Annotated in this window: 30 protein-coding genes; all 30 read left to right on the top strand. The window is 65.1% G+C overall.

The window, feature by feature from the left end:
* The first annotated feature begins 86 nt into the window (after positions 1 to 86).
* The 30 genes from ABD002_RS16050 to ABD002_RS15905 all read left to right on the top strand — a co-directional run bounded on the left by ABD002_RS16050 (position 87) and on the right by ABD002_RS15905 (position 25,292).
* Positions 87 to 608, top strand: a complete 522-nt coding sequence (locus tag ABD002_RS16050) for a hypothetical protein (RefSeq protein ID WP_343792874.1) — start codon at positions 87 to 89, stop codon at positions 606 to 608.
* Complete coding sequence (locus ABD002_RS16045) at positions 584 to 781, top strand: hypothetical protein (RefSeq protein ID WP_343792872.1); 198 nt, start codon at positions 584 to 586, stop codon at positions 779 to 781. The genes ABD002_RS16050 and ABD002_RS16045 overlap by 25 nt, the downstream gene beginning before the upstream one ends.
* A gap of 9 nt (positions 782 to 790) precedes the next feature.
* Entirely contained in the window at positions 791 to 1,003 is a 213-nt protein-coding gene (locus tag ABD002_RS16040; protein ID WP_343792870.1) for a hypothetical protein, read from the top strand.
* 65 nt (positions 1,004 to 1,068) lie between these two features.
* Positions 1,069 to 1,344, top strand: coding sequence for a hypothetical protein (locus ABD002_RS16035; RefSeq protein ID WP_343792868.1), 276 nt, complete (start codon positions 1,069 to 1,071; stop codon positions 1,342 to 1,344).
* Entirely contained in the window at positions 1,341 to 1,985 is a 645-nt protein-coding gene (locus ABD002_RS16030) for a hypothetical protein (protein ID WP_343792866.1), read from the top strand. The genes ABD002_RS16035 and ABD002_RS16030 overlap by 4 nt, the downstream gene beginning before the upstream one ends.
* Positions 1,982 to 2,539 carry a hypothetical protein gene (locus ABD002_RS16025; protein ID WP_343792865.1) on the top strand — a complete coding sequence of 186 codons (558 nt, stop codon included), beginning with the start codon at positions 1,982 to 1,984 and terminating at the stop codon, positions 2,537 to 2,539. The genes ABD002_RS16030 and ABD002_RS16025 overlap by 4 nt, the downstream gene beginning before the upstream one ends.
* A gap of 4 nt (positions 2,540 to 2,543) precedes the next feature.
* The gene (locus tag ABD002_RS16020; protein ID WP_343792864.1) at positions 2,544 to 3,065 is read left to right on the top strand and encodes a hypothetical protein; all 522 of its coding nucleotides are present in this window, start codon (positions 2,544 to 2,546) and stop codon (positions 3,063 to 3,065) included.
* A 3-nt stretch (positions 3,066 to 3,068) separates the two neighbouring features.
* Complete coding sequence (locus ABD002_RS16015; RefSeq protein ID WP_343792863.1) at positions 3,069 to 4,055, top strand: glycine-rich domain-containing protein; 987 nt, start codon at positions 3,069 to 3,071, stop codon at positions 4,053 to 4,055.
* 69 nt (positions 4,056 to 4,124) lie between these two features.
* Positions 4,125 to 4,442, top strand: a complete 318-nt coding sequence (locus ABD002_RS16010; RefSeq protein ID WP_343792861.1) for a hypothetical protein — start codon at positions 4,125 to 4,127, stop codon at positions 4,440 to 4,442.
* A gap of 40 nt (positions 4,443 to 4,482) precedes the next feature.
* Complete coding sequence (locus ABD002_RS16005) at positions 4,483 to 4,944, top strand: terminase small subunit (RefSeq protein ID WP_343792859.1); 462 nt, start codon at positions 4,483 to 4,485, stop codon at positions 4,942 to 4,944.
* The gene (locus ABD002_RS16000; protein WP_343792857.1) at positions 4,892 to 6,280 is read left to right on the top strand and encodes a terminase; all 1,389 of its coding nucleotides are present in this window, start codon (positions 4,892 to 4,894) and stop codon (positions 6,278 to 6,280) included. The genes ABD002_RS16005 and ABD002_RS16000 overlap by 53 nt, the downstream gene beginning before the upstream one ends.
* Positions 6,281 to 6,298: 18 nt before the next feature.
* Positions 6,299 to 6,691: a hypothetical protein gene (locus ABD002_RS15995; protein ID WP_343792855.1), complete on the top strand. Its 393-nt coding sequence runs from the start codon at positions 6,299 to 6,301 to the stop codon at positions 6,689 to 6,691.
* Positions 6,688 to 8,973, top strand: a complete 2,286-nt coding sequence (locus tag ABD002_RS15990; protein WP_343792853.1) for a portal protein — start codon at positions 6,688 to 6,690, stop codon at positions 8,971 to 8,973. The genes ABD002_RS15995 and ABD002_RS15990 overlap by 4 nt, the downstream gene beginning before the upstream one ends.
* Entirely contained in the window at positions 8,921 to 9,898 is a 978-nt protein-coding gene (locus ABD002_RS15985) for a hypothetical protein (RefSeq protein WP_343792851.1), read from the top strand. Before ABD002_RS15990 ends, ABD002_RS15985 begins: the two co-directional genes overlap by 53 nt.
* Positions 9,899 to 9,903: 5 nt before the next feature.
* Complete coding sequence (locus ABD002_RS15980; protein WP_343792849.1) at positions 9,904 to 10,101, top strand: hypothetical protein; 198 nt, start codon at positions 9,904 to 9,906, stop codon at positions 10,099 to 10,101.
* Between the two features lie 79 nt (positions 10,102 to 10,180).
* Positions 10,181 to 11,305: a N4-gp56 family major capsid protein gene (locus ABD002_RS15975; RefSeq protein ID WP_343792848.1), complete on the top strand. Its 1,125-nt coding sequence runs from the start codon at positions 10,181 to 10,183 to the stop codon at positions 11,303 to 11,305.
* Between the two features lie 56 nt (positions 11,306 to 11,361).
* Positions 11,362 to 11,805 carry a hypothetical protein gene (locus ABD002_RS15970; protein ID WP_343792846.1) on the top strand — a complete coding sequence of 148 codons (444 nt, stop codon included), beginning with the start codon at positions 11,362 to 11,364 and terminating at the stop codon, positions 11,803 to 11,805.
* A 73-nt stretch (positions 11,806 to 11,878) separates the two neighbouring features.
* Positions 11,879 to 12,385, top strand: a complete 507-nt coding sequence (locus ABD002_RS15965) for a hypothetical protein (RefSeq protein WP_343792844.1) — start codon at positions 11,879 to 11,881, stop codon at positions 12,383 to 12,385.
* Positions 12,385 to 13,068 (top strand): phage adaptor protein, encoded by a 684-nt coding sequence (locus ABD002_RS15960; protein ID WP_343792842.1) that lies wholly within the window; start codon positions 12,385 to 12,387, stop codon positions 13,066 to 13,068. The genes ABD002_RS15965 and ABD002_RS15960 overlap by 1 nt, the downstream gene beginning before the upstream one ends.
* 1 nt (position 13,069) lies before the next feature.
* Positions 13,070 to 14,383 carry a hypothetical protein gene (locus ABD002_RS15955; protein WP_343792841.1) on the top strand — a complete coding sequence of 438 codons (1,314 nt, stop codon included), beginning with the start codon at positions 13,070 to 13,072 and terminating at the stop codon, positions 14,381 to 14,383.
* 23 nt (positions 14,384 to 14,406) lie between these two features.
* A complete protein-coding gene (locus tag ABD002_RS15950) occupies positions 14,407 to 14,574 on the top strand; it encodes a hypothetical protein (protein WP_343792840.1) in 168 nt (55 codons plus the stop codon).
* A gap of 5 nt (positions 14,575 to 14,579) precedes the next feature.
* Positions 14,580 to 15,182, top strand: coding sequence for a hypothetical protein (locus ABD002_RS15945; protein WP_343792839.1), 603 nt, complete (start codon positions 14,580 to 14,582; stop codon positions 15,180 to 15,182).
* Positions 15,182 to 18,037: a CAP domain-containing protein gene (locus tag ABD002_RS15940; protein WP_343792837.1), complete on the top strand. Its 2,856-nt coding sequence runs from the start codon at positions 15,182 to 15,184 to the stop codon at positions 18,035 to 18,037. Before ABD002_RS15945 ends, ABD002_RS15940 begins: the two co-directional genes overlap by 1 nt.
* A complete protein-coding gene (locus ABD002_RS15935) occupies positions 18,037 to 18,510 on the top strand; it encodes a hypothetical protein (protein ID WP_343792835.1) in 474 nt (157 codons plus the stop codon). The genes ABD002_RS15940 and ABD002_RS15935 overlap by 1 nt, the downstream gene beginning before the upstream one ends.
* 5 nt (positions 18,511 to 18,515) lie before the next feature.
* Positions 18,516 to 19,007 carry a hypothetical protein gene (locus ABD002_RS15930; protein ID WP_343792833.1) on the top strand — a complete coding sequence of 164 codons (492 nt, stop codon included), beginning with the start codon at positions 18,516 to 18,518 and terminating at the stop codon, positions 19,005 to 19,007.
* Positions 19,008 to 19,011: 4 nt separating this feature from the next.
* Positions 19,012 to 19,497, top strand: a complete 486-nt coding sequence (locus ABD002_RS15925) for a hypothetical protein (protein WP_343792831.1) — start codon at positions 19,012 to 19,014, stop codon at positions 19,495 to 19,497.
* Positions 19,498 to 19,734: 237 nt separating this feature from the next.
* A complete protein-coding gene (locus tag ABD002_RS15920) occupies positions 19,735 to 20,229 on the top strand; it encodes a hypothetical protein (protein WP_343792829.1) in 495 nt (164 codons plus the stop codon).
* Positions 20,226 to 21,884, top strand: a complete 1,659-nt coding sequence (locus ABD002_RS15915; protein WP_343792827.1) for a hypothetical protein — start codon at positions 20,226 to 20,228, stop codon at positions 21,882 to 21,884. Before ABD002_RS15920 ends, ABD002_RS15915 begins: the two co-directional genes overlap by 4 nt.
* Positions 21,885 to 21,899: 15 nt before the next feature.
* The gene (locus tag ABD002_RS15910; RefSeq protein ID WP_343792825.1) at positions 21,900 to 23,783 is read left to right on the top strand and encodes a hypothetical protein; all 1,884 of its coding nucleotides are present in this window, start codon (positions 21,900 to 21,902) and stop codon (positions 23,781 to 23,783) included.
* A 9-nt stretch (positions 23,784 to 23,792) separates the two neighbouring features.
* A complete protein-coding gene (locus tag ABD002_RS15905; protein ID WP_343792823.1) occupies positions 23,793 to 25,292 on the top strand; it encodes a hypothetical protein in 1,500 nt (499 codons plus the stop codon).
* Position 25,293 lies beyond the last annotated feature (1 nt).

Below are 25,293 nucleotides of genomic sequence, written 5' to 3'. Positions count from 1 at the left end.
GTTGTCATGGGCAACCAGATCGGCGTCGTCGGCGAGTTGATGGCCTGGGCGTTGGTGGCGGATGGATTCGTCGTCGAGCGCATCGCATGAGCATCGGCTTCCACGCCCACCGCGGCGACTGGCTGCTCAACCCGAAAATTCTTGATCAAGCCACGACGGCACTGTACGAGTCGAAGACGATCGACCGCAAGCACGACGTGCCGTACGTCGCCGGCTACAGTAAAGATGGGAAGACGATCTACGTCGATCGCGAGCTACCGAAGTTCCTGCTGTATCGCGGTCGCAAGCTCGACATCGTGCGCTACATCGTGCTGCACGAAGAAGTCGAGAAGGCGTTGCTCGAATACATCAAGGGGCTGCCGTACCAACTCGCGCACCAGCTCGCCTACCACGCCGAAGAGGATGCGGTGAAAGCCGATCGCCTTCCGTGGGAAGTGTACGACGGCTGGTGCAAGCGCCAGGTGCGCAAGATCGGCGCGCGCGACCTCTACTCGAACTGCCCGAAAGACCTCGACCTCACGCCGTACACCGACGAACGCGACGTGAAGACGCTGCGCAAGATGTTCTCTGAAGGGAAGCCGCTATGGAAGTCTTCAAGCCCTGCGTGACGATCAACAGCGGTGTGCATCCAACCCGTTGCGAGATTGACCCGCATGAGTACAGACAGGGCAAGTTTCGTGGCTGGTTCGCCGACTACGACAAGTGCGTGAAGCGCTGCCTCAAGATCGCGCACGTGATCGGCGGTCGCACACAGACGTTGACGAACGCCATTCTCAGTTAGGACACGCCCATGAAGCTCACCCTCACGCGCCGGAACATGGCTCCGGGCGCGCAATTCGGCCTGCCCGCGCAGCGCAAGTATCCGATGCCGGACAAGTCGCACGCCGCGAACGCGAAGGCGCGCGCGACGCAGCAGGTCGAGAAGGGCAACCTGACCGCTGCACAGAAGGCCGAGATCGACGCGAAGGCGAACCGCGTGCTCGGCAAAGGCGGCAGGCGGTGAGTCAGGCCCCGGCGACGAACCTCGCGGAGGCGCTGACGACCATCCGGCAGTCCGTCGATGACGCCATGATCAATGCCGAGCAGGTGCCGCAGCGATTGATCAACGAGTTGGCCGACCTCAGCAGCCAAGCCGCCGTGTTTCTCGGTGACGACGTGCTCGGCCATATCGAGCGCGGCAACGGCGACTTGGTGCCGACACCGCTGCTGTTCTGGCTGCACAACCTGCTGCAGGTGGCGGGCCAGATTTGCGAGCGCGCCGGCAACCATGACCTGGCCCACCACTGCCGTTCCAACATGGCCAAGGTAACGGCGGTCATGGCGAAGCGGACCACGTTGCAGTGAGTGCGTGCACCAACGCACCGCTGTCCGTCGGACAGGGGACTACGTTCACGCGCGTCTATCGCTGGTCGGCGCCGCCGCTGATCTACAAGCCGGTGACGGCCGTTCCGTCGCTGACGCCGCTGACGCTCACGGTGACCGCGCACGGCGTTCCGAACGGCTGGCCAGTCGCGCTGACCGCGCTTGGCGGCCTTGCTGCGCTCAACGCATCGAACTGGCCGCCGGCACCATCGGACTACCTGACCGCGACTGTGGTCGACACGAATACGTTGGCGTTCACCGATGTCGACGCCTCGCGTGTCGGCACGTACACCAGCGGCGGCACGATCGCCTATCTGACGCCGGTGCCCCTGACCGGCGTGACCGGCACGCTGACCATCCTGCAGCCGCAAGGTCCACCGTTCACGCTGACGCCGCCGTTTCCGCCCGCGCTACCGACCCCAATATTGACGATCGCTGCGGTCGTGACGCCGGCCGCGCAGACGATCAGCATCATGCTCACCGCGGCGCAGACACAGGCGCTCGCCTCTGGCCAGTACACCTACACGCTCGAAGTCACCGACTCCACCGGCGCGGTGACGCTGCTCGACCAAGGCCAGCTCCTGATCTTCACGCCCGGCGTGACGGGCATTCCCGGGTTGTGAGCGCCACCCCGGAGGACGTGCAGGTCGTCGTCGCGCGATCGCTCGCGATCGTCACGGTGACGAATCAGCGGGTCGATCAAGTCTCAACGGTCCAGCAGGCGCTGGTGGTGCAGCAAGCGCCCACTGCGAACGTCACGACAGACACGCCGCGGCAGCAGGTCATCGCCGCTGGGCAGGTGGGGCCGCCCGGTCCGCCAGGACCCTCGGGCACCGAGACGTTTGTCGGCACGGCTGGACAGAACATCGCCGGCTACCAAGTCGTCAAGGTGCAGAACACCAGCGTGACGCTGGTTGACGTCACGAATCCCGCTGACGCGCCGTTGGCCGTCGGCTTTGCTGTCACCGGAGCGACCACCGGCAATCCCGTCACGGTGCAGACCGCTGGCGAGGTGACGGACGCGCTGTGGTCGTGGAGTCCGGGTCCGTTGTTTGTCGGTCCTTCGTCGTTGCTGACACAGGCCGTTCCTGCCGCAGGTAGCTGGCTGCAGGTCGTCGGTCGCGCGGTCTCGGCAACAGCCATCGTGCTCAATTTCCAAACCCCCATTCAAAGGTAGCGTCATGGCGGCCAACAAGTATCTCTCGCTCGGCGGGACCGGGCTTCCGGTTGAAGTCGCGGCCACACAGGTCAGCGCGGGCGGTGCGAACGCAAACCAAGTCGTCGCGCTTAATTCCTCCGGATTCCTCGACTCGACCCTGTTTCCTGCTGGATTCGGAGAGTCATCGATTTCCGTTGTTACCAGCGAGAATCTGGCCGCTGGCGCTCTGGTCAACCTGTACAACAACGCCGGCGTACTCACTGCGCGCAATGCCAACGCCACTGACGCGACGAAGCCAGCGATGGGTTTCGTGACTGCAGCATCGACGAGCCCTGCTGCCAACACGGTGTTCTTCGCTGGTCAGCAGATCACCGGTCTTTCCGGACTCACGATCGGCGCATACCACTTCCTCAGCGCGTCGACCGCAGGAACCGCGACCGCGACAGTCCCTGCGGCGACCGGCAACCTGGCGCAGAACATCGGCTACGCGCTGAGCGCGACCATTCTGATGTTCCTGCCGCAAATTGGCATCACGAGGGCATAGCGGATGGCGCGTGTTGTCGCTCAGACCGTAGCCGGCGGAAAGGTCGAAGTGCTGACCACCCCGACCAGTGCTGGCGCTTCTGACGGCGGCAAGCTCGTCGAACTGCGCGCAACTGACGGCAAGCTTGACCCCAGCCTACTGGTGGCAGCGGACGTGCAGACGTTCACCGCGACAGGTACCTGGACCAAGCCGACATGGGCGACCGAAGTGTATGTGTATCTGATCGGCGGCGGTGGCGGCGGCGGTTCGGGCAGGCTCGGCTTGACCAGCAGTCTGAGCCGCGGCGGCTGGGGTGGCCAGAGTGGCGCGGTATCGGCATTGGTCTTGCCAGCTTCGGTGTTGACGTCAACAGTCAGTGTCACGGTCGGCACCGGCGGTGGCGCGGGAGCGGGTATCGCCACTGCCAGCACGTCGGGAAATACGGGAGGGAACGGAGGGAACACCAGCTTAGGTGCCTTCTTGGTCGCGCAGGGCGGTACGGGCGGCGCCGGGGGCAACAACACCGCACTGGATAGTCCCGTTACCCTCGCCGGCGGCACTTACGCCAACGGACAACAAGGCGGCGTGTCCGACAATGCCGGCGGCACTGGCAACAGTGGCAACGGCCCAACCCCCGCAGCAGCTTTGTTCCCCGGCAGCGGCTTCGCGCCCGGCGCAGGCGGCGCAGGCGGTGGCATCAGTACCGGCAATGTGGTCGCAAGCGGCGGCAACGGCGGCGTGGCGTGCTATCTGGGCGCGAACACAGCCGGTGGTGCGGGCGGTGCGTTCAACGGCACCACGGGAACTTCCAACGCAGCGACCGATGCTCCCGGCAGCGGAGGTGGCGGCGGTGGTGGCAACAGCGGCGGCAACGGCGGTACCGGCGGCGACGGCGCCTTGTACGGCGCGGGTGGTGGTGGCGGCGGCGCTGCCACCAAGACGCGCGGCAGCACGTCCGGAGCGGGTGGAAAGGGCGCGGACGGGTTTGCGCTGATCATTTCGACACGATAACCCGGGCCCCACATGTTCTTGTCCAGCGCCAAACTGCTTCGTTACCTAATCCAAATGGAGTCTCGCATCATGTCCGATATCACCGATCTCACCACTGCCATCACCACGCTGACTGCGTCGGTCAGCGCCGAACTGGCGGCCATCACGGCCAAGCTGGCCGGTACCAGCGCTTCCTTCGACCCCGCCGTACGCGTGGCCGTCGCCGCGATCAACGCGCTGTCGGCGAAGCTCGATGCCGAAACCGCCGCGTTGACGCCTGCGCCAGCGGCCGCGAACGAAGCGGGCGGCACCGAAGCCGTGGCGGCGGCCGTCGGCATCGGGCCGCCAGAAGTTATCGGACCGCCGGGCATCTACCCGCCGCCGGTCGAGCCGCCCTTGGGCGCGTGACGCTGACGCGGGCTTTGCAATCGGCGTACGCCGATTGAAAATGACCAAGCCACTCTCACCGCGAACCCTTCGCTTCTGCGAAGAGTTCGCGGTCGATATGAATGGGGGAGCGGCGGCCATCCGTGCCGGTTATGCCGAGAAGTCGGCGGCGCAGCACGCCTCGCGCGCGTTGGCCGATCCGCGCGTCAAGACACGCATCGATAGCCTGCTCGCGAAGCAAGCCGAACGCATTGAACTCAATGCCGACTGGATCGTCTCGCGCCTCATGAAGGAGGCCGAGGGCGATGGCAAGGACACTACGCAGGCCGGGCGCGTGCGCGCGCTCGAGCTGCTGGGCAAGCGCGTACCGAACTTCTTCCCGCCGCAGAAGCTGGCACTGACCGATCCGAGCGGCACGCGTCCGCTCGGCTGCATCGTCGTGCCGGCCAAGGAAGCGGCGAGCTATGGCGATGGACCCACAGATTCAGGCGGTGGCGTGGAAACCCACGCCGCGCCAGGCTGAATTTCTCGCCGCGCCCGACTTCGAAGTTCTGTTCGGAGGCAGCGCGGGGGGTGGAAAGTCCGATGGGCTGTTGATCGATGCCGCCGGGCTGTCGCAAAACGCGCTGGCGGAACCCGACTATCGGGCGATCCTGCTGCGCCGCAGCTTTCCCGAACTGCGCGACCTGATCGATCGCTCGCAGCTGATCTATCCGATCGTCGACGACGGCGCGAAGTACAACCACACGGAAAAGGTGTGGACGTTCACCAGCGGCGCGAAGATCGAGCTCAACTTCCTGAAGCGCGAGCAGGATCGGTTCCTGTATCAGGGCCGCGCGTTTGCCTACGGCGGCTTCGACGAGCTTACGCAGTACGCGACCGATGCGGTGTACCGCTACATGCTCAGCCGCATCCGTACCGCGAATCCACGGATTCGCCCCTACGCGCGTGCGACCTGCAACCCCGGCGGTGTCGGGCACGAGTGGGTCAAGGACCACTGGGCCATCAACGATGCCGGCGAGGCGACGCGCTTCAAGGTCGATGTCGAGATGCAGTTGACGGACGGATCGACCGTCAAGCGCACGATCACGCGGCGGTTCATTCCAGCGCGTCTGGGTGACAACCCGTACCTCGCCAGCACCGACTACCTGTCCAACCTGCTGCAGCTGCCCGAGATGGAACGGCGCGCGCTGCTGGAAGGGCGCTGGGATGTCACCGACATTCCCGGCCAGATCTACCGCGAAGAGATCGAGAAGGCGGTCATCGAGCAGCGCTTCACGCGCGTGCCGATCGTGCCGCGGCTGCCGGTCAATACCTTCTGGGACCTCGGCCACAACGACTCGACCGCGATCTGGTTCCACCAGCGCGTCGGTTCCGAGAACCGCTTCATCGACTACTACGAAGACAGCCTGACCGGCCTCGCGACCTACGTGCGCGTGCTGAAGGACAAGGGCTATCTGTTCGGCGATCACTACCTGCCGTTCGATGCCGACGTGACCGAACTCGGCACCGGCAAGTCGCGCAAGGCGATGCTCGAAGAGTCGGGCATCAAGCCGGTCATCGTGGTGCCGCGCATCGAGAACCGGGCCGATGGTATCGAGATGGTGCGCGACGTGTTCTCGTCGTGCCTGTTCGACACCGAGCGCTGCGCCGATGGCATCGCGGCGCTCAAGGCCTATCGCTACGAGTGGAACGAACGCCAGCAGGTCTGGCGGCGCGATCCGCTGCACGACTGGGCCTCGAACGGCGCCGATGCGTTTCGCATGTTCGCCCAAGCCTACCGAGCCAAGACATTGACGCGCGTTCGTCGCAACGACGGCCGCGCCGCGCAGCGCGAGAACAACTGGCGCGCTGTCTGAACCACTTCCGAGGTCTTCATGCCCGTCCCTGTCAATACCGTCCGTCGCGTCCGCGACCTGACGATCAGCTACTTCTACGCCGACATGAAAGACCACAACGGCGATCAGGAGGTGCTGAAGATCAGCCGCAAGCGTGTCGGTCGGATCGAGTCGGCCTGCATTCCACGGCGCGACCTGTGGCGCGTACTCGATACCGACTGGCAGGCGCGGCAGGTGCCAAAGATCTGCGAGCAGCTGTACGGCATGGTCACCAAGCCCGGCTGCATCAACGTGATGCACGCGATCGAAGAGGGCATCGAAGACCTGCACCGTTATCCGCCGACGTCGATGGGCAGCCTCACGCAGGAACTCGAAGCCATGGCGCGTGACGGCATCATCATCTCGAAGAACGGCACGCCGCTGAACGCATGAGCCCGACCCTCGAAAACTTCCGGGCGGAGTCGGCGTTCGATCCGCCCGGCCCGGCCGCGGACGACATCCCGTCGCAGGAATCGCAGCACCCGCTGGACGATGCCGAGTCGGCCAAGGTGCTCGGCTACATCGACGCGCTGTACCGCGAAGCCCATGAAGCAGGCGCCGAGAATCGTCGCGAGCAGATGATCGACGCGGACTTCTACGACCACATCCAGTGGACGCTGGAAGACTCGACCATCCTGATGAACCGCGGCCAGGCGCCGCTCACGTTCAACCTGATCAAGCCGGCGGTCGATTGGGTCATCGGCACCGAACGCCGCACGCGCGTGGACTGGAAGGTCTACGGCCGCAACCCGGGTGACGATGAAGGCGCGCGCGCCAAGATGGCGCTGCTCAAGTACCTGTCGGACGTCAACGGCGTGCCGTGGGAACGCTCGCGCCAGTTCCGTGACGCCTGTATTGTCGGCGTTGGTTGGACCGAGGAGGGCATCCGCGCCGATGGCGACGGCGAGGCGGTGCAGGTTCGCTACGTCGACTGGAAGGAAATGACGTGGGACCCGTACAGCCGGCGCAACGATCTCGAGGACTGCCGCGCGCTGCACCGTGAGCGGTGGGTCGACGAAGACTACGCCTGCGCGATGTTCCCGGACCGCCAGGATAAGATCCGCACCTCGTCGGTGAATGCCTTCGACACCGACAGCCTGTCGATGATGGAGGATTGGAACGGCCTGCCGATGGTGTTCACGAACCTGGACCGGTTCGGACGCATGACGCGGTACGGCCACCTGATCGGCACGACGGCCAGTTCCCGGCGCTCGCGCAAGCGCATCCGCCTGATCGAGACTTGGTATCGCCGGCCGATCTCGGTCAAGAAGATGTTCTCGGCGAACGAGAGCGGCGACGAGTGGGATGCCACGATCTACGACCCGAACAATGCCGAGCATGTCTCCGCGGTCGCGAAGAAATACGTCACGCTGACCAATGCGGTGCAGCAGGAAATGTGGTGTGCAATCTGGGTGCACGGCGCGCTGCTGCAGAACATGAAGTCGCCGTACAAGCATGGCCGCTATCCGTTCACCCCCGACTTCGCCTATCGCCGGCACCGCGATGGCATGCCCTACGGCATCGTGCGCGGCGCGCGCGACCCGCAGGAGGAATACAACAAGCGGCGTTCCAAGGCGCTGTTTATCCTCTCGACCAATCGCGTGATCTACGAAGAGAGCGCGATCGAGATGGCAAACGAAGACGACGTGCTGGAGCAAGTAGCGCGTCCGAACGGGCAGATCCGGCTCAATGACGGCGCGCTGAAGGACAACCGGTTCCGCATCGAAAACGACGTCAACCTCGCCGAGGCGCACGTCAAGCTGATGCAGTCGTCCGAGGAGATGGTGTTCCAGGTCTCCGGCATCACGCGCGAGAACATGGGCTCCGACTCGAGCGCCACCAGTGGGCGCGCGATCATCGCCAAGCAACAGCAGGGCGCGGTCTCTACGGCCGAGCTGTTCGACAACTTCCGCCAGGCGTTCCAGCTATCCGGCCAGAAGGTGCTGTCGCTTACCGAGCAGTACATGCCGATGCCGAAGCAGATCCGCATCCTCGGCAGCGGCGGCAACGCGGACTACATGACGCTGAACAATCCGGTCTGGAACGAGCAGACCGGGAAGTGGGCGTTCGAGAACGACATCACCAAGACGGAAGGCGATTTCATCGTCGACCAGCAGGACTACCGCGAGACGGTGCGGCAGGCGATGGCCGAATCGCTGTTCGACCTGCTCTCGAAGATCGATCCAAACATGGCGGTGCAGCTGCTCGACCTCGCCGTCGACATGACGGACATCCCGAACAAGGACGAGCTGGTCAAGCGTATCCGCTCGATCAACGGCCAGACCATGCCGGGCGAGCCGCTCGATCCGCAGACCCAGCAGCAGCTGGCCAAGAAGGCCCAGGACGCCGAGGAGGCGCGCGTGGCCGCCTTGTCCAAGACGCAGTCCGAGGCCACCCGCAACAACGCCGCCGCGGCCAAGGATCAAGCCATGGCCGGCAAGGAACAGGCGTCGGCCGCGAAGATCGGCGTGGAAGGGCAACAGACCGCGCTCACGACCGCCGGTCAAGTCGCCGGCGCGCCGCACTTGGCCGCCGCCGCCGACAAGCTCTACCAAGAGGGCGGCATCAAACCGCGGCGACCGCCGCCTCCCGCCACGCCGCCCTATCAGCTAGGAGACACGCATGCAGACGCCGGAAACTTCAACCCCGCTCCCGGTTCCCTCGGGGGCACCTGACCCGTCGACCAACGACACGCCGATCAGCGACGTGATGACGGAGCTGACCGATGCCGAACGCAAGGTCTACGCCGACGCCCAGGCGGCGGACGATGCCGCGGCGAAGGCCGCCGAACCCGCGCCGGCCGTGGCGGCCGATGCGTCGAAACCCGAAGACGCTGCAGCAGCTGCTGCGGTGGCGACGCCAGCAGCCGAACCGGTCGTGGCGCCGATGGGCTACGAGGCTCCGATCATCCCGAACCTCGTTGATCCAGCCGCCGACGCGCCGGATTTCGAGGCGCAGCTGAAGACGATCGACGATCAGCGCGCTGCGCTCGACAAGCGCTACGAGGACGGCGAGGTCGAGCTGCCCGAGTTCCGCCGGCAGGACCGTGCATTGACGGCCGCCGAATCGCGCGTGATCGGTCAGCAGGCGGAGCACAACGCGCTGGTGAAGTCGCAGACGGCGTTCGCCGCAGCGGCGCAGCAGGAAGCCGCGCGCACCTGGGAAACCACGTATCGCGGCTTCCTCGCGCAGCCGGAATCCAAAGCGATCGTGCAGGATGGGCTGCGCTTCAACGCGTTCCAGGCCGCGATCCACCAGGTCGAGTCCAGCTACGAGGAGAGCAAGAAGCCGGCGCCGAACCATCTGCAGCTGCTGGTCGAGGCACGCAACCTCTTCAACACGACGTTTGGCATCACCGCTGCACCGCCGGCTGACGCCAAGCCGCCGGAGCGTCGCGCGCCATCCATGGCGGATGTTCCGAAGACGGTGGGTGCATTGCCGGTCGCTGGTAGCGAAGGCACCAAGTCCAGTGTCGACACGCTCTACGAACTCGACATCAACAAGCTCGAAGACACCTTGGCGACAATGGATTCCGGCAAGGTCGACGAGCTGTTGCGGCAGACGCCGGGCTCTGACTACCGCGGCAACCTGGCCGCCTGACGTATATGGCGTTGATGCTGGATGTTGACGCGGGCGAGACGGTGCAGATCGGCGCGTCCCGCGTCACCGTGATCAACAAGACCGGCCGGCGCACGCGTCTTCGCATTGACAGCGACGAAGACGTGTCGATGACCGATTCGGGCAAGCAAGACGATTCCCCCGAACCCCTTCCCCCTCTGATGCGGCGCAGCGTAACGCGCTGACCGCACAGGCCCGGTGCGCGCACGAGTGCGCACCCCAATTCGCTAGGCGCATGAGTGCCGATCCCTTCGGAGAAGCACCATGCAAACCATTGTTGGCATCAACGACCCCAAGGCTCGCAAGCTTTGGAGCGCGTCCCTGTTCGTCGATCAGGCGCGCGAGTCCTACTGGCAGACGCGCTTTGTCGGCAAGGGCGCGAACGCGATGACCCCGGTGCAGTTGCTGACCGAGCTCGAACGCGATGCGGGTGACCGCATCAGCTACGACCTCAACATGCAGCTGCGCAACAAGCCGATCTACGGCGACAACATCCAGGAAGGCACGGAAGAGAACCTGAACTTCTACACCGATCAGGTGTTCGTCGACCAGGTTCGCGGCGGCGTCAACGCCGGTGGCCGCATGACGCGCAAGCGCACGCTGCACGACCTGCGTGCGATCGCCCGTCAGCGCATGTCGGAGTGGTGGGGCCGTTGGGGCGACGAGATCCTGTTCATGTACGGATCCGGCGCACGCGGTGCGAACCTCGAGTTCATCGAAGACCTCAACTACACCGGCTTCGCCTCCAACCCGTTCACCGCCCCGGACTCGCTGCATCAGCTGTTCGGCGGTGTGGCGACGTCGAATGCGACCGTGCAGGCGACGGACACCATGTCGCTGACCACCATCGAGAAGGCGCAGAACAAGGCGCTGACGATGGGTGGTGGCGCTTCGGGTCATCCGGAGATCCGTCCGATCCGCATCAACGGCGAGGACCGCTACGTGCTCGTGATGCACACCTACCAGATGTATTCGTTGCGCACGAATACGTCGGTCGGCCAGTGGATCGACGTGCAGAAGGCGGCGGCGGCGGCCCAGGGCCAGAAGAACCCGCTGTTCACCGGCGCCGAGGGCATGTACTCGGGCACGATCCTGCACCAGCACAAGGCGGCGATCCTGTTCAACAACTGGGGTGCTGGCGGCAACGTCACGGGCGCTCGTTCGCTGTTCATGGGTCGCCAGGCGATGGTCATGGCCTACGGCTCGCCCGGCTCCGGCATGCGCTTCGACTGGTACGAGGAGACGCGCGACAACGGCAACCAGATCGTCATCTCCACCAACACGATCCTCGGTTGCAAGAAGACCACGTTCAACAGCCTCGACTTCGGTGTCATCGCGGTCGACACCGCGGCGGCCGATCCGAACGGCGGCCAGTTCGGCGCGGCGTAACCCTTTGCCGGCGCCGGAAGTTCCGGCGCCGGCTTCCTCGTTTCAGGAGAATCGCAATGGCAACTTGGCAGTACAAGACGTTCTTTCAGTCGGGTCCCGAGACGTTCGAGGCCGGTCAGCCGGCTCAGGACATCATCGTCATCAACACCGCGTCGTTGATCGCGACCTTCCCGACCTTGGCGGCGGGCGATGTCGTGCAGATCCGCCAGAAGTCGGGCCTGCGCGCGTACGTCCCCGAGCTCTGCTACATCCACGGCGATACGGCCACCACGACTGCGGTCAACCTCGAGGTCGACGGCGGTGCCGGCGTCCTCGTTACGGCCGCCGCGTTTGCGGGCGTTGCCAAGCAGGTGCAGGCGGATTCGCCGGGTGCGTTCAACTATGCGCTCGCCAACAACACGCCGGATGCCGGCTCGATCGTGCAACTCCGCTTCACGGGCGCACCGACCGGCACCGGTAACTACTTCGTGGCCATCACCACGCGTCCGGCCCAGGCGTAACCGAAACACAGCGGCGGCAGTTGGGGGAGCGTTCGCGCTCCCCCTTTTTTTGTTCCTCGAACCCGGAGAACCCATGCTGATCCAGACCAAGCGCAAGCAGCCCGAGTGCCCGATTCCGCTGCCGCACAAGAACGAGAAAGGCGAGACCGTCGCCGAGACGACCTATTTCTTCAAGCCCGTCGATCCGCTCGACAAGCACTGTCCGCACGTCGCCGACGTAAAGGACGAAACGCATATCCGCACCTTCCTGCGCCTCGATCACTATGCGCCGTACACCGGCGATGCGCCGAAGGAACTGACCTTGGCACGCACGATCCGACACGAAGCGGTGTCGGCCACTCCGATTGCCGCAGTCGAGTCGACCGCGAAGGAATCCGACGAATCCGATGCGCCAGCCGTGCTTCCGCAAGGCCTGTCCGATGTCGAAAGCATCGTCGCGCTCAGCGTGCGGCAGTTGCGCGAGGCGCTGACCGCCAAGGCGTTCACGCCGGACCAGCTGCGCGCGGCGCTGACCGCTGAACGCGCGAGCGGAGATGGCCGCGAATCGTGGTGCGCCGTCATTGAGTCGGCGCTGGCGTAATGATCCTCTCGGACCTCCTCGTCCAGGCGCGCGCGCAGCTGGATGACACCGCGTTGCCGACGCTGTGGTCCGATCCGGATGTGACCGGATGGTTGAACGAGGCGATCGACGAAGTCTGTTTGCGTCGGCGCGGCATTCTGGATTCGACGACCCCGTCGATCTGCTCGCTGGCGATCACGCCGTACGTGCAGCGCTACCACCTCGATCCGACGATCTTGAAGGTCGAGCGCGTGCGGCTGGGCTCCAATCCTGTACCGCTGAAGAAATTCACGATGGGGCTGATGGACGATCGCGTCGAATACTGGGACTTCCCGTACCGCGCCGGTCCGCCGCAGTTCTGGTTCAGCGATCAGGACAACAAGGACCACCTGGTTCTGGTCGTCGTGCCGTTCCCGAACATCGCCGACACGATGGCGCTGTCGGTGTGGCGCATGCCGCTGGACTGTGAGTACCTGAAGGCGCCAAAGGACACGCCGCCGATGCCGTTCTACCTGCATCGTGGCCTGACCGATTGGGTCGAATACCGCGCCTACGACCGCAAGGATGCGGAGACCTACGATCCCGCCCGTTCGGATCGCGCCTACAAGCGCTTCGAGGATCGCTACGGCAAGCGCCCATCGGCGGATGCACTGAAGCTGATGGGCGAGAACGCGCTGCGCGGCGTGCAACCGCAGTACTTCTGACGTGACCGGCGTTCCTGACGACAAGCTGATCCGGTTGGGTCCGTGGCCGGCGGGCGTCAACACGCTCGCGAAAGAGGACGCGGTTCCAGCGGGCGAGCTGCGCCAGGCCGTCAACGTCGACATCGATCGCGACGGGATTCCATCGCGGCGGCTCGGCCAGACGCTGCGCTACGCCGGCACGCGCGTTCATTCGATCTGGAACGAACGGCCGTTCCCGTTCGGGCTGTTCGTGCAGGCTGGCACGCTGATGGCGTTCTGGCCGGATACCTCGACCTCCGTGCTGCAGACGGGGCTGGCGCCGCTCCTGCCGGTCGCCAACGCGCTGGTCTATGACCGCGTCTACTGGTCCAACGGACAGCAATTGGGCGTGGTGACCTCGAGCGGTGCCGTGACGGGCTGGGGCGTCGAAACGCCAGACGGACAGGCGAACCTGGCATCGGCCGCCGCCGGCGGACTGAACGGCGGCCAGTACCAGGTTACGTTCACGTTCGTCAGCGCAACCGGCGAAGAGTCCGGCGCGTACGGGGCGGCGACGGTCACCGTTCCGGACGGCGGCGGCATTGCGGTGACGGCCGTCCCGCAGCCGCTTGGCTCCGGCGTGACCGCGGTGCGCGCGTACCGCACGCCGGCGAACGGCGATGCGTTCTACTACGCGCGCGATCTCCCGGTCGGCCTGACCAGTGTCACGCTGACCGAATCGGCACTGGGCAAACCGCTGGATACCCAGTTCCTGGATCGCATGCCGGCGGTCACGCGCCTCGCGCTCTTGAATGGCCGCCTGTACGGCGCGGCGGGTCCGGATCTCGTCTGGTCAGAGCCGCTGCGCTACGGCCTGACCCATCCGCTGAAGAACCGCATCGGCTTCGGCCATCCGATCGACTTGCTGGTGACAGTCGGTGACGGTACGGACGGGGCTGGGCTCTACATTGCCGCCGGCGCGCGCACCTACTTCCTCGGCGGCGGCGAGCCCGACAAGTTCACGCGGCAGACCGTGCGCGGCTACGGCGTGACACCTGGATCTGGCCTGCGCGCGCCGGGTTCCGTGTTCGGCCTTGAGCATCCCGTGCAGGCGCCGGTCGCGTATTGGATCGACGCGCAAGGCATCGCCTGCCTCGGGCTTCCGGGCGGATCCGTGCAAGGCATTCGCGAGCGCCAAGCTGCGGCGCCGCTGGCTACGTCTGCCGTGTCACTGCTGCGCGAACAGAACGGCGTGCGCCAGATCATCACGTCCTTGCGCGGGCCGGCCGGGCAAGGCCTGTCGGTGGTCGACACGGCCGTCGCGAGCGTCACGCGCAACGGCGTTCCGATGCCGTGAATCAACCTCATCCGCAACCCGTCATGTTCGCCAGCGCGGAAGAGCGCGAGCGGCGTCTGGCGATCTGCCAAGCCTGTCCGCACCGCACCGAGATGGCCGTGACGCACGCCGCGATCTGCGGCCGCTGCGGTTGCGTGCTGGCGATGAAAGCTTCCCTGCAACGGGCGTCCTGCCCCATCAACCAATGGTGACATCCATGTTCGAGTCTCTGCTGGCTCATCGGGACGAGTTTGCCCGTGCCCTGCGCAACTTCCAGTTCGAACCGACCGACGACGGCCGCGTGCTGTTCCCGCAGCAAGGCGTGTTCGTCGGCGGCGTGTTCACGCACAACGTCAACGGCGCGGATATTCGGATGGATCCGAACCTGATCGTGAATCAGGGCCTCAACGATCTGCTCGGCGTGTATTTCGCCAACTCGACCAACCGCGTCACGTTCTACATCGCGCCGTATTCGAACAACGTCGTGCCCGTGGCGACGCTCACCGGCACCGGTGGCACCGCGTTCGCGACCGTGCAGGGCGAAACCACGAACTACACGCAAGCGACGCGGCCAACGTGGACGCAGGCCGGCGCCTCCAGCCAGACCATCGGCAACGATGCGAGCCCCGCGCAGTTCACGATCGGCACCGGTGGCATCGCCGCGATCTACGGCGCGGCGCTGTTGACCGGCACCGGCGTCAAGGCGGACGCCGCCAGCACGGTCCTGGTCGCCTGCAGTGCCTTCGCCTCGGCGCGCCTCAATCTGCTGGCCGCTGACACGCTGTCGATCCAGTACGACATCACCGCCACCAGCACCTGATGCCGGGTCTGTTCATCGGCTGGGCGCGCGTTCGGACCAGCGGCCAGTTCGATGCGGATGCGGTATCGCACGCGGGGCGCAAGCTGCTCGGTCAACTGAACGAAACGCGCGCGCGCTGGGGCAGCTTTCAAGGCGTCCTACGCAAGACGTTACCGGATGGAACGCGGGTGTCTGTGCGCATGGTCGGAACCATTCCGATCATCGAGGTCGAAGGTATCGTCACAGCGAGTACTGCTCAACAATCGCAGCCATCGCAGATATGGATTCCGCGCGGCTTCGTGGTCTACCCCGCGAGCACGGCGTCGCCCTTGGGCTGGGGCCTGCCGATCATCCAGCGCACGCAGACCGGAGACACGGCCTATAGCGCGGTGAATACCGCGCCGGGACTTGACGTGTCGCGCTGGACGCCCGGCGGTGCGCTGGGCCAGGTGCTGCTGACCCGTGTCCCGGGTGCGGGGTATCCGCCCGTCGGCACGCCGATCGCGCCGCTCATGTACCACCCGACGTTCGGGCCAAAGCCCGTCCGCAGCACGCAGCGGATCGACATCGTGCTGGATCAGGCGACCGGTCCGTGGAGCGCCTATCGGCTTGAATTGACCAACTACGCCGACAGTGCGCACGCAGCGTCCATCGGCGCACGCCGGGCGGTCTTCGAGCTGACCAACACGCATCGCGTCGGCATCGGCCGTGATCCGCTCAACCTTCCGCTGCGCGGCTTCTACAGCATGTCGCAGACCTACACCGACATGATGGCGGCGACCAGCGTGCTGGGCCATTTCGCGGACCCGTTCTACCCGACCTACAAGGCGGGCCCCGATCGCATCTGCAAGGATGGATTCCCGACCCCGCAGACGCGCTACTTGACCGTCTATGGGGGCGGCAGTGTCGACGCTGACAACCGCGACGTCTGCGGAAGCGCGGGCGAGAATATGGAAGCGTTTGCCGTGTCGTTCACGGTCATCGGCACGGATCCGAATGGCGACAACATCTCTTTGGTGAACGGACCGGCTCAATCGGTCGACCCGCAGGCAGCGTTCAATGGGTGGCTGGGGTCGCCGCCGCATCGGTTCGATATCGAGAGCCCGCTGTGGGACCACGGCTCCGCGTTTCTCGATGTGGGTACCACCGGAGGGTTCATCGCGCAGGACTTCACGCTGCGCGACCAGTGGATTCAGACCGGCAACGCGTACTGGTATTCGACGCACCCGGAAGTCCCCGCACTGTCGTGGCTGTCGTTTCATTCGATGAACCTGGCCTACGAGATGTGGCCGGTCGACGCGCTGAGCGGCGTGCTCACGGACGTGGCGCAGCTCACCAACAGTGACGCGTTCTGGCTGGCCTACGGGTACAACAAACTGGACCGCGTCAACACGAAGGTCATCGGTGCCAGTCTGCGGCCTGCGCTGAGTTCAAGCCTGTACATGCGGGGTCGCATCATCGCGATCGTGCCGCACGGCGGGTTTGTGCTCGGCGCCGCAATCCAGAAGCTGCCGGCGCCATTGCTGGCGACGCAGCCGCAGATGTACCGCCTGATTGCGCTGGTGCACGTGCAGACGGATCAAGTCGGTACGCAGACGACGAACGGCGCAACACCGATCCTGCACGTCTACACCATTGATCTACCCGATTTCGAGGGGTTCGCCGCGCATTCGGACTCGGTCATCAAGGGTGTGCGTGGGCATCCCATCAGTACCTTCCCGTGGCAGGTGGCGGACGATCCGTGGGCCTGGATCGATGCGGGCACGATCGATGTGTCGTCGTCGAGCGGCACCGGCACGAACCTGCTGACCTATCTGTCGCTGTGGCGCTTCAACGCGGACGGCTCCCAAGCCGTGTGCCTGCGTTCTGAAGCGACCATGGCGGACTTTATCAGCCACATCACGACCACCGCCGGCACCGAGGAATACTTCGGCGTCGTGCGTCCTCTGCTGCTGAATACGCCGATCACCGGCAGCCCGTTGGCCGCTTCACTGGCCCTGTTACCGGCCTCCCCGCCGGACACGATCAGCGGCACGACACGGCAGAAAGTGTTCCGCCCGATGGCGGCGGACTACGGCCCCGCGGGTGACATCCAGTTCATTTACGTCGGGTACGACAGCAGCAACAACCCGGCGTTGAATCCGTACTACGAAAAGCTCTACTACGGGAAAGGTCCGCCTGGGCTAACCAGCATCCCGCAGCTTTCGAACCCCGTGGTGCTGCCGCGGCCGTCGGCGCCCGCTACGGACGTGGTGGCGGGTATCTGCACCCTCGTCGCGAGTGTCGTCGATTTCGTTCTGATCGAAGCGCATATCCCCGTGCCGACACTCAGCACCTGCTGGCAATTCACGAATGCCAATGTGTTGTACGTGAGCACGTACCGGCAGGGCGCACTGATCGATGCGCGCTGGTTTTCAAACCCGGACGGCACGTACTTCGAGACGGACTACATGTGCAATACGTGGTTCGACTGCAACCACAATTTCCTCTTCTTCAGTGGGCTGTACCTGATCCACAGCATCGCGCGCTTTATCCAGGCGTCTTACGCCACGAATCGCGCTGGCGACTGGGTGCTCAGTTACCAGGTCTCTCCGCAGCCCTACGAAGGGCAGACCTTCATGCACACCGCTGCAGCGCCGTATGTGCAGGCGGACTGTGCGGGGTATTCCGCGTGTACGCCGAGCTGGCCGGATTTGCTATCGCATCCCGCGCAGTACGGATGTCCGGCGTACTGGAATTCGCACAACACCACGCTCGACGACCTCAACCCGCGCGGCGGGTGGTGCACGTCCTCGTTCGCTGACAACGCCCATCTCGCCGCGTTGACGCAAACGCCAGGCAGCGGCTTGTTCTTCAATCGTGTCGGAGTCGTCTGATGACGCTGCAGGTTTCCACCGGATTCAAGACCGACATCCTCGGGCCATCGTCTTTCGAGTCTATTTTCAACAGCGGCGTGATCCGCGTGTTCTCCGGCCTGCAGCCTACCACCGCTGACATGGCGGAACAGGGAACGCTGCTTGGACTGATCACGCTCAACGGTGATTTCTGGTTGCCAAACTACCGCGTGAACGGGCTGACCTTCACGCGCAGCGGCCCCTACATCGTGAAGCTGCCATGGCAGCGGTGGGAGATCGTTCCATCGAGCAATGGCACCGCCGGTTGGTGGCGCCTCATCACGCCTCTTGACGATGGCAACCCGTCCTATTCGTTGCCGCGCATCGACGGCGCAATTTCGGCAGACCCCGCCTCGGGTGCCGAGATGATCCTTGCCTCCACCACGCTGACCACCGGAACCGCGATTCCTCTGGACAGCTTCCTCTACACCATCCCGCCGATCATTGGAGGTTAACGCCCATGGCACTTTCCATCACCGACACGCTGGCGACCCAGTTGGCCGTCACGTTGGCTGCGCAGCTCGGCAGCCCCGTCAGCAGCCCGACTGGCGGCTTTCTCTACCTGTACAGCGGAACAGTACCGCTGACCGCCGCAGCCGCCGTCACGGGCACGAAGCTCGCCAAGATCGGCGTCAACACGGTCCCCGCCACCGCACCGGCCGTGTGCCATTTCGACCAGCCGACGACTCCGACACTGTACAAGGCCGCAGCTGAAACGTGGTCCAGTGGCACGTCCGCCACCGGCGTCATCGCCAGCGGAACCGCGACGTTCTATCGCTACTGCGCCGGCACCAGCGATGATGGCATGGCGGCCGACAGCGGCACGAACATCCGCATCCAGGGCACCGTTGGCACGACGGGCACGGATCTGATCCTGCCGTCGACCACGATCACCGTAGGCACGGCCGTTCCGATCGGCACGTTCCAGTACAACGAGCCGCAGGCGGCGTAATTCCGTGTCGACGTGGGTTGACATCACGGGGCCGACGTATCTGACGTTCATCCACAATCCGACGGTGACCGCGTTTGGCGCTCCGCCCTATCAAGTGGCGGCGTATCCGACGGCGGCGTGCGTGGCCGTATCGGCATCGGCGACGGCGATGCGCATCACGGCATCCGTCGCCGGAGCGGGTACCGATTGCGGCGGCGGCGACAACCTGTTCTTCGGAATCCTGGATGTGCGGTCGCTGCCGAACAACGTGCCCAGCGACCTCGTTTTCACCGCCGATCCGCCCGGAACACCCAACACCGCGGTTGTCTACGTGACGACCAGTGCGACATTCCCGTTCGCGGCATCCGGCAATCCCAGCTATGGCATCACAGCGCAGTTCGCTGACATAGGGGGCTGCCGGGCGAACAGCACATCGATCACTAAAGTCGAGCTATTGCTGTCAGCCGCCGTGCCGTTCTGGCAAGACTTCGTGAATTGCGCGGAGGCGTGACGTGCTCATCAAGTCCTCGCTCTACACGTTCACCCTTGGCCACGTGGGTTGTCCGGGCTCGTCGGCGTCAACCTCCTGCCCGCCGTCTCCACCCCCAACAGGTGGAGGCGGTCCTAGCGGTGGCGGCTCCAGCAGCGGCGGCGGCGGTGGCGGCCACCATTGCTTCGGCGTGTGCAGCGGCGGCGGTAGCGGCCCGGGCACCATTGACCCGGTCCATTGCTACGTGGTGTGCACCTGATGGACTGCAGCAACCGTGTTGTTACGTGCACGACGGACATCAATCATTGCATTGTCTGTCCGCCACTTCCTGCCATCCCGGAAGTACTACCGACCTACACGAACATCCCCAATGCTGGGTGGAATGCAGGCGCCAACAGCATCGCGATGCTGGACGGCGATCTCTATACGCAGTTCGGTCTGCCAACGGAGTGCGCCGGGATTGTGATCGGGTTCAAGGCATTCCGAGCATGGGCAACGGTGCCGACGCTGGTAGCGTTTGGCCTTTATCTCAGCAACGCCGGCGGGCACCAGTACGTCAACGTCATCGAGAACGGCGTGAACATGACCGCGCCTGTTCTGTGTGCGTCCAGCGATGTGTTCACCATCGGCCGTTACGGTGGTGTGGTGGGATACAAGCGCAACAGCACGCTGCTGTACCAGTCGTCGGTCACGAGCGCAGGCCCGCTGATCGTCAATGCCTGCCTCTATGCCTCCGGGGATGAAGTCGCGTGACGGTCCCGACGATCGTTTTCGTTGCCGACCCAACGAGCGGGCCGAACGGGCTCGGCGGCACGGGTAGTGCTGCGCTTCCGATCTGGCAGAACAGCCGGATCGGCGTGGGTGGCGACATCGTCTTCAACGGCAAGGCGTACTCGATCAATCCGGCGGGTACAGGCGCGCTGCAGTGGAATGGCATCGGCGGACCGAACGGCCTCGGCCTCGGTTCGCTGCTGCTGTCAGGATACGCCTACGGGTTCCCAGGGCGAGGCGTTGGCGCGCTGGCGTGGAACGGCGTCGCGGGCAGCAGCGGTGTCGGTGTCGCAAGCCTTCCGACTTTGCTTGGCTACAGCAGTAGCACGGCGATCGTTCCAGTGGTGTCGATCGGATACGGCTCCATACCGGTATGGCGCGGCACGGGCGTCGGGCTGACGACACCCGGTGTCGGCACCGCCAGCCTTCAATGGAACGGCCTCGGCACCGCAACCAAGGGCGTCGGGCTAGGCGCCCTTCCGCAGTTCTTCGGGTTCGGCCTCGGCGTTTGGCCGCCGTCGACGAATTGGATCAGCGTGCTGCAAACGCCGGGGTCTGCGTACATCGCAGGTTCCAAAACGGCGACCATGCTGGTCGCTGGCACCCTCCGCCTATCCGATCAGGTGACCGCGCGGGTCACGTGGCCCATTGTTGAAACGCTGAAAACCGCTACACCAGCGGCCAGCGCATTGCACGGAACCAGCCGCACGTCCTCCACGGTGTCGATGGGCGACGTGCTGGCGATCATCTGGCGCTCGCTGATCACGGAGCACGTGACGTTCTCGCCGACGGTCACGCCGCACTATGCCTACCTGCTGCACCTGGTCGATGCCCTCAAGCTGGTGGGCGGACCACACAGTGCGCTGGCCGCACGCAACGCGGTCGCGGCGGCGCTGGCGCTGCACGACACGACCGGCCCGTTGTGGGCCAACAAGGTCACCGAGCACCTGACGCTGTCGCCGGCTTTTGCGGCCACGCTCGCCGCCTACAACGCGGCGCTCGATCACGTGACCCTGACCGCCACGCCCGCGCAGCACGTCACGTTCAACGGCGTGGTCAGCGAGCACGTCAATCTGCACGATGCCGCGGCGACCAAAGCCGCGCTGAAATCCGCGTTAGCGGACGGCTTCGGCTTGGCCATCACGCTGCATCTCAACGGCGAATACTTCGCCGCCTGGGTGCTCAACACCGATACGCTCGGCGCCACGACGTACCAGAACTATGCGTTCAACAGTTTCGCCGAACTGGGCGGACGTTACTTCGGCGCGACCGATACCGGCGTCTACGAGCTGACCGGCGACACCGATGCGGGTACGCCGATCGAGGCGTGGGTGCGGGGTGGCCTGTCGAATCTCGGCACCGGCAAGATGAAGCGGCTGCCGTCGATGTATCTCGGCTACACCGCGTCCGGCACGATGGTGCTCAAGGTCATCACGACCTCGCCGCAGGGCGCCAAGGTCGAGAACTGGTACCAACTCGTTTCCCGCACCGCGACCGATGTGCGCGAGTCGCGCATCAAGATCGGCCGCGGCCTGAAGTCGGTGTACTGGGGTTTCGAACTGCACAACTTCGCGGGCGATGCGTTCTCGCTGCGCGATGTCGAACTGTTTCCGATCGTCGTCGATCGCCGCATCTGATTTCCGGAGTCTTGGATGGCTGACTGTCCTCTCATCGTGCAGGACGGCGTTGCTGCGATCGTCGACAACGCCTACACCACGTATTCGGCGTATGCCGGCGCCGCGTTCACCATGGCGCTCAAGCAGGCGGAGGCGCTGCAGGCATTTCAGGTGGGATCGATTCCGGCCAATGTCTCGTTGGCCCTCCCCACCGCGTGGTTTCAGTACGTCAGGCCCGCGGCACCGCAGAGCCCTGACCTGAGCTATCACCCCGACCAGACGAAGATTCCCGACGTCGCCGTCACGCCTTACCAAGCGTTCACTCCCGGCAATGCGCCCACCGACAATTCACAAGCACCGGCGATCAGCCTGCCGCCGCAGCCCGGTGCGCTGACGGCCACCGCGCCGGGTGATCCACCGGTACTGCCTTCGCTGGTCGTTCCGGCCGCGCCCTCGATTACCTTCCCCAACGCGCCGGCGCTGCGTGACATCGCGCTGCCGACCCCGCCGTCGATCACCCTGCCGACGTTCCAAGGCGTCCGCCCCACGTCCAATCTTGTTGCGCCGGCCGTCGCGTTGGCGTTCACGCCGACCGACTACACCGACACGCTGCTGACGTCGGTCAAGGCGACGATCGCGACCATGCTGCAGGGCGGCACGGGCCTGCCGTCCGCCGTGGTGCAGGCGCTGCGCGATCGCGCGTATGCCTCGCAGGACATCTTGGAGACGCGCGCGGTCCAGCAGGCGTACGAGGAACTGTCCTCGCGTGGCTTCTCGGAACCGAATGGCTTGTTGCAGCGCCGGCTCGCCGAGATCCGCCAGACCAACCAGAACCTGCGCTCGGGCCTGAGCCGCGACATCTACATCAAGGATCAGGAGATCGCGGTCGAGAACCTGCGTTTTTCGGTGCAGCAGGGCATCGCGATCGAGTCCGCGCTGCTGGTGCATCACGTCGAGTTCATGCGGCTGTCGCTGCAGGCGGCGCAGTTCGCCTTGCAGGCCTCGATCGACGTGTTCGATGCGCAGGTCAAGCTGTTCAACGCGAACCTGCAGGCCTACTCGGTCGATGCGCAGGTCTACCGCGACAAGCTGCAGGCGGCGCTGACACAGGTCGAGATCTACAAGGCCGAGGTCGACGCCCAGAAGCTGATCGGCGACATCAACCAACAAGCCGTGCAGATCTACGCCGAGCGCGTTAAGGCGCTGCTGGCGACGGTCGAGGTCTACACCGCGCAAGTCAACGGCGTGCGTGCCCAGGCCGAGGCGAATGCGACGATCATCGAAGCCTTCCGGGCCAAGGTCACCGCGTACGCCGAGCAGGTGAGGGCATATACCGCGCAATGGGAAGGCTACCGCGCCGCGGTCGACGGCCAGCTCTCGCTGGAGAAGATCTACGAAACCAGCGTGAATGCCTATTCGACCCGCGTGCGCGCGTGGTCCGAGCAGAACACGGTCGGCATCGAATCGAAGAAGCTGGAGCTGCAAAGCGACCAGCTGACCATCGATGTCTGGAAGGCCAAGCTCGAGCGCTACATGTCGGCGCTGGACGCCGAAGTGAAGCGCCTCGATGCGGTCACGCGTGGCTACGCCGGCCAGGTCGACGCGTTCCGCGCACAGGCCACGGTCGAGCAGGTCGCCGCCGAAGTCAGCCAGAAGGGCGTCGAACTCGCGATCACCGCGCAGAACAACCAGGCGCAGGTCGCGCTCAAGAACGCCGAGATCGCGATTCAGGAACTGGTGCAGACCACGAACCTGCTGATCGAAGCGAAGAAGAGTGCCGCGACCGTCGAGGCGCAGCTCGCCGCCTCTGCGCTGTCCGCCGTCAACTTCTCCGCACGCATCGGCTCCGAGCTCTCGCAGCAGCAGTCGTGCAGCCAGCAGACCGCGTTCACCTATTTCGGCACCGCGCCATCCACCTGAGGATTTTCCATGGCCTTCAATCCCAACGACGCGACGCTCGGCCGCAACGACATGACCGACGCCGATGGCAATGTCATGACCGGCTCGGTCGGACTGGCGGGCGCGCCCAAACTGAAGCGCGCCGCCGTTCCCGGCATGACCGACTACCCCGCCAACTTCGCCAACGCGGCAGGCGGTTCGGACACGGATCTGCCGGCCGCGGAAAAACTCGGACAACGCACGCGCTCGGCGGTCAATGCGACCAGCGGGCTGGTGACCGGCGCGCTCGACACGGCGAGCACGCTGGCCGGTGCCGTGGCGAAACCGCTGGGCCAGTTCGCCAAGGGGGCCGGACTCGTGACGCCGTCGCCGATTGCCGCGGCCGGCGCGGCCACGTTGCCGACTGCATCGAATACTGGTGCGTCGGCCGCATCGGCACCGCTTGCAGCGGAGTCCGGGCCACCCGCATCGCTGTCGAACGCCGCGCAGCCGGCCCTCACGGGCAGCCAGAACAATCTGGCAGGCGCTGCCGCGGCTGCGCGTGCCGAACCCGGCCGCACGGTCGACCTCGGCGGCGGCAACAGCTTCAGCTTCAATGGCGGTGGCAACGATGCGCTGGCGCGCAAGAATCTGCTGGCGGGAACGCCCGCGCTCGGCGACGCGCCCGCAGGTGTCTCGCTGGGTTCCGGCGGTACCGCGCCGGCGCTGAGCCGCCCGGCGCTGTCGCCGCAAGGGCAGCTCGCCAACGCACAGCAGGACTACGCCAGCGACATCGCGTCGATCATCAATCAGGATCCGCGTTCCGTGCTCGGCAACGCGGCGCGCAATGCCATGGTCGGCCTGAGCAATCAGCGCACGGCCAGCCGCTACGGCGGTGGCGGTAGCTCGCCGGCGCAGGACGCTATCAATCATCTGCTAAGCGGAGTTCAGGCGAACTATCAAACCCGCGCCGGTTTGGCTGCAGGCGATCAGCGCGGCAATCAGGAGCTGGCCCTTGAGGGCGCGCGTTCCGCCGATGCGGGCACCGCCGCGCAGCGCCAGAACCAGTTCACTCTGACCCGCGACGCCATGACCCGGTCGAACAGCGACCGTTACGTGGTCGATCCCGCGACCGGCCAGTATGTCGCGTTGAACGGCACGAAGGCGACCCCCGTCACGGGCGCGGATGACAAGCCGTTCTCGATAACGCCGGGCGGGATGGGTCTGAGCAAGGAACAGCAGAACATGTACGACACGATCTACAAGACCTCGATGGCCAGTCCGCCGCAGATCGACAACCCCGCTTTCAACAAGAGTCAGTCCGAGGATGCTGTCAAGAATCCGGCCAAGGTTGCCATGTCGGAAGAACAGATTCACCAGATGGCGATGCAGCGAGCGACAGGCAAATCGCAGGGCGGCCAAAGCAGCCAGCTCACCGGGTCCGGTCCGCCGAAGGAGGCTGCTGAATTCCTGCGACAGAACCCGTCCTATCGTGACAAGTTTGATCAGAAGTACGGGCCCGGAGCCGCGGCGAAAACACTGGGCAGCTGAT

The organism is Dokdonella soli (assembly GCF_039523175.1).
Lineage (GTDB): Bacteria > Pseudomonadota > Gammaproteobacteria > Xanthomonadales > Rhodanobacteraceae > Dokdonella_A > Dokdonella_A soli.
The sequence above is the reverse complement of the archived record's forward strand: the minus strand, read 5'-3'. Positions and strand labels throughout refer to the sequence as shown.

Excerpts from the sequence above, each read along its gene's own strand:
- ABD002_RS16050 (WP_343792874.1), top strand. The coding sequence starts at position 87 with ATGAGCATCGGCTTCCACGCCCACCGCGGCGACTGGCTGCTCAACCCG.
- ABD002_RS16045 (WP_343792872.1), top strand. The coding sequence starts at position 584 with ATGGAAGTCTTCAAGCCCTGCGTGACGATCAACAGCGGTGTGCATCCA.
- ABD002_RS16040 (WP_343792870.1), top strand. The coding sequence starts at position 791 with ATGAAGCTCACCCTCACGCGCCGGAACATGGCTCCGGGCGCGCAATTC.
- ABD002_RS16035 (WP_343792868.1), top strand. The coding sequence starts at position 1,069 with ATGATCAATGCCGAGCAGGTGCCGCAGCGATTGATCAACGAGTTGGCC.
- ABD002_RS16020 (WP_343792864.1), top strand. The coding sequence starts at position 2,544 with ATGGCGGCCAACAAGTATCTCTCGCTCGGCGGGACCGGGCTTCCGGTT.
- ABD002_RS16015 (WP_343792863.1), top strand. The coding sequence starts at position 3,069 with ATGGCGCGTGTTGTCGCTCAGACCGTAGCCGGCGGAAAGGTCGAAGTG.
- ABD002_RS16010 (WP_343792861.1), top strand. The coding sequence starts at position 4,125 with ATGTCCGATATCACCGATCTCACCACTGCCATCACCACGCTGACTGCG.
- ABD002_RS16005 (WP_343792859.1), top strand. The coding sequence starts at position 4,483 with ATGACCAAGCCACTCTCACCGCGAACCCTTCGCTTCTGCGAAGAGTTC.
- ABD002_RS16000 (WP_343792857.1), top strand. The coding sequence starts at position 4,892 with ATGGACCCACAGATTCAGGCGGTGGCGTGGAAACCCACGCCGCGCCAG.
- ABD002_RS15995 (WP_343792855.1), top strand. The coding sequence starts at position 6,299 with ATGCCCGTCCCTGTCAATACCGTCCGTCGCGTCCGCGACCTGACGATC.
- ABD002_RS15990 (WP_343792853.1), top strand. The coding sequence starts at position 6,688 with ATGAGCCCGACCCTCGAAAACTTCCGGGCGGAGTCGGCGTTCGATCCG.
- ABD002_RS15985 (WP_343792851.1), top strand. The coding sequence starts at position 8,921 with ATGCAGACGCCGGAAACTTCAACCCCGCTCCCGGTTCCCTCGGGGGCA.
- ABD002_RS15980 (WP_343792849.1), top strand. The coding sequence starts at position 9,904 with ATGGCGTTGATGCTGGATGTTGACGCGGGCGAGACGGTGCAGATCGGC.
- ABD002_RS15975 (WP_343792848.1), top strand. The coding sequence starts at position 10,181 with ATGCAAACCATTGTTGGCATCAACGACCCCAAGGCTCGCAAGCTTTGG.
- ABD002_RS15970 (WP_343792846.1), top strand. The coding sequence starts at position 11,362 with ATGGCAACTTGGCAGTACAAGACGTTCTTTCAGTCGGGTCCCGAGACG.
- ABD002_RS15965 (WP_343792844.1), top strand. The coding sequence starts at position 11,879 with ATGCTGATCCAGACCAAGCGCAAGCAGCCCGAGTGCCCGATTCCGCTG.
- ABD002_RS15960 (WP_343792842.1), top strand. The coding sequence starts at position 12,385 with ATGATCCTCTCGGACCTCCTCGTCCAGGCGCGCGCGCAGCTGGATGAC.
- ABD002_RS15950 (WP_343792840.1), top strand. The coding sequence starts at position 14,407 with ATGTTCGCCAGCGCGGAAGAGCGCGAGCGGCGTCTGGCGATCTGCCAA.
- ABD002_RS15945 (WP_343792839.1), top strand. The coding sequence starts at position 14,580 with ATGTTCGAGTCTCTGCTGGCTCATCGGGACGAGTTTGCCCGTGCCCTG.
- ABD002_RS15940 (WP_343792837.1), top strand. The coding sequence starts at position 15,182 with ATGCCGGGTCTGTTCATCGGCTGGGCGCGCGTTCGGACCAGCGGCCAG.
- ABD002_RS15935 (WP_343792835.1), top strand. The coding sequence starts at position 18,037 with ATGACGCTGCAGGTTTCCACCGGATTCAAGACCGACATCCTCGGGCCA.
- ABD002_RS15930 (WP_343792833.1), top strand. The coding sequence starts at position 18,516 with ATGGCACTTTCCATCACCGACACGCTGGCGACCCAGTTGGCCGTCACG.
- ABD002_RS15920 (WP_343792829.1), top strand. The coding sequence starts at position 19,735 with ATGGACTGCAGCAACCGTGTTGTTACGTGCACGACGGACATCAATCAT.
- ABD002_RS15910 (WP_343792825.1), top strand. The coding sequence starts at position 21,900 with ATGGCTGACTGTCCTCTCATCGTGCAGGACGGCGTTGCTGCGATCGTC.
- ABD002_RS15905 (WP_343792823.1), top strand. The coding sequence starts at position 23,793 with ATGGCCTTCAATCCCAACGACGCGACGCTCGGCCGCAACGACATGACC.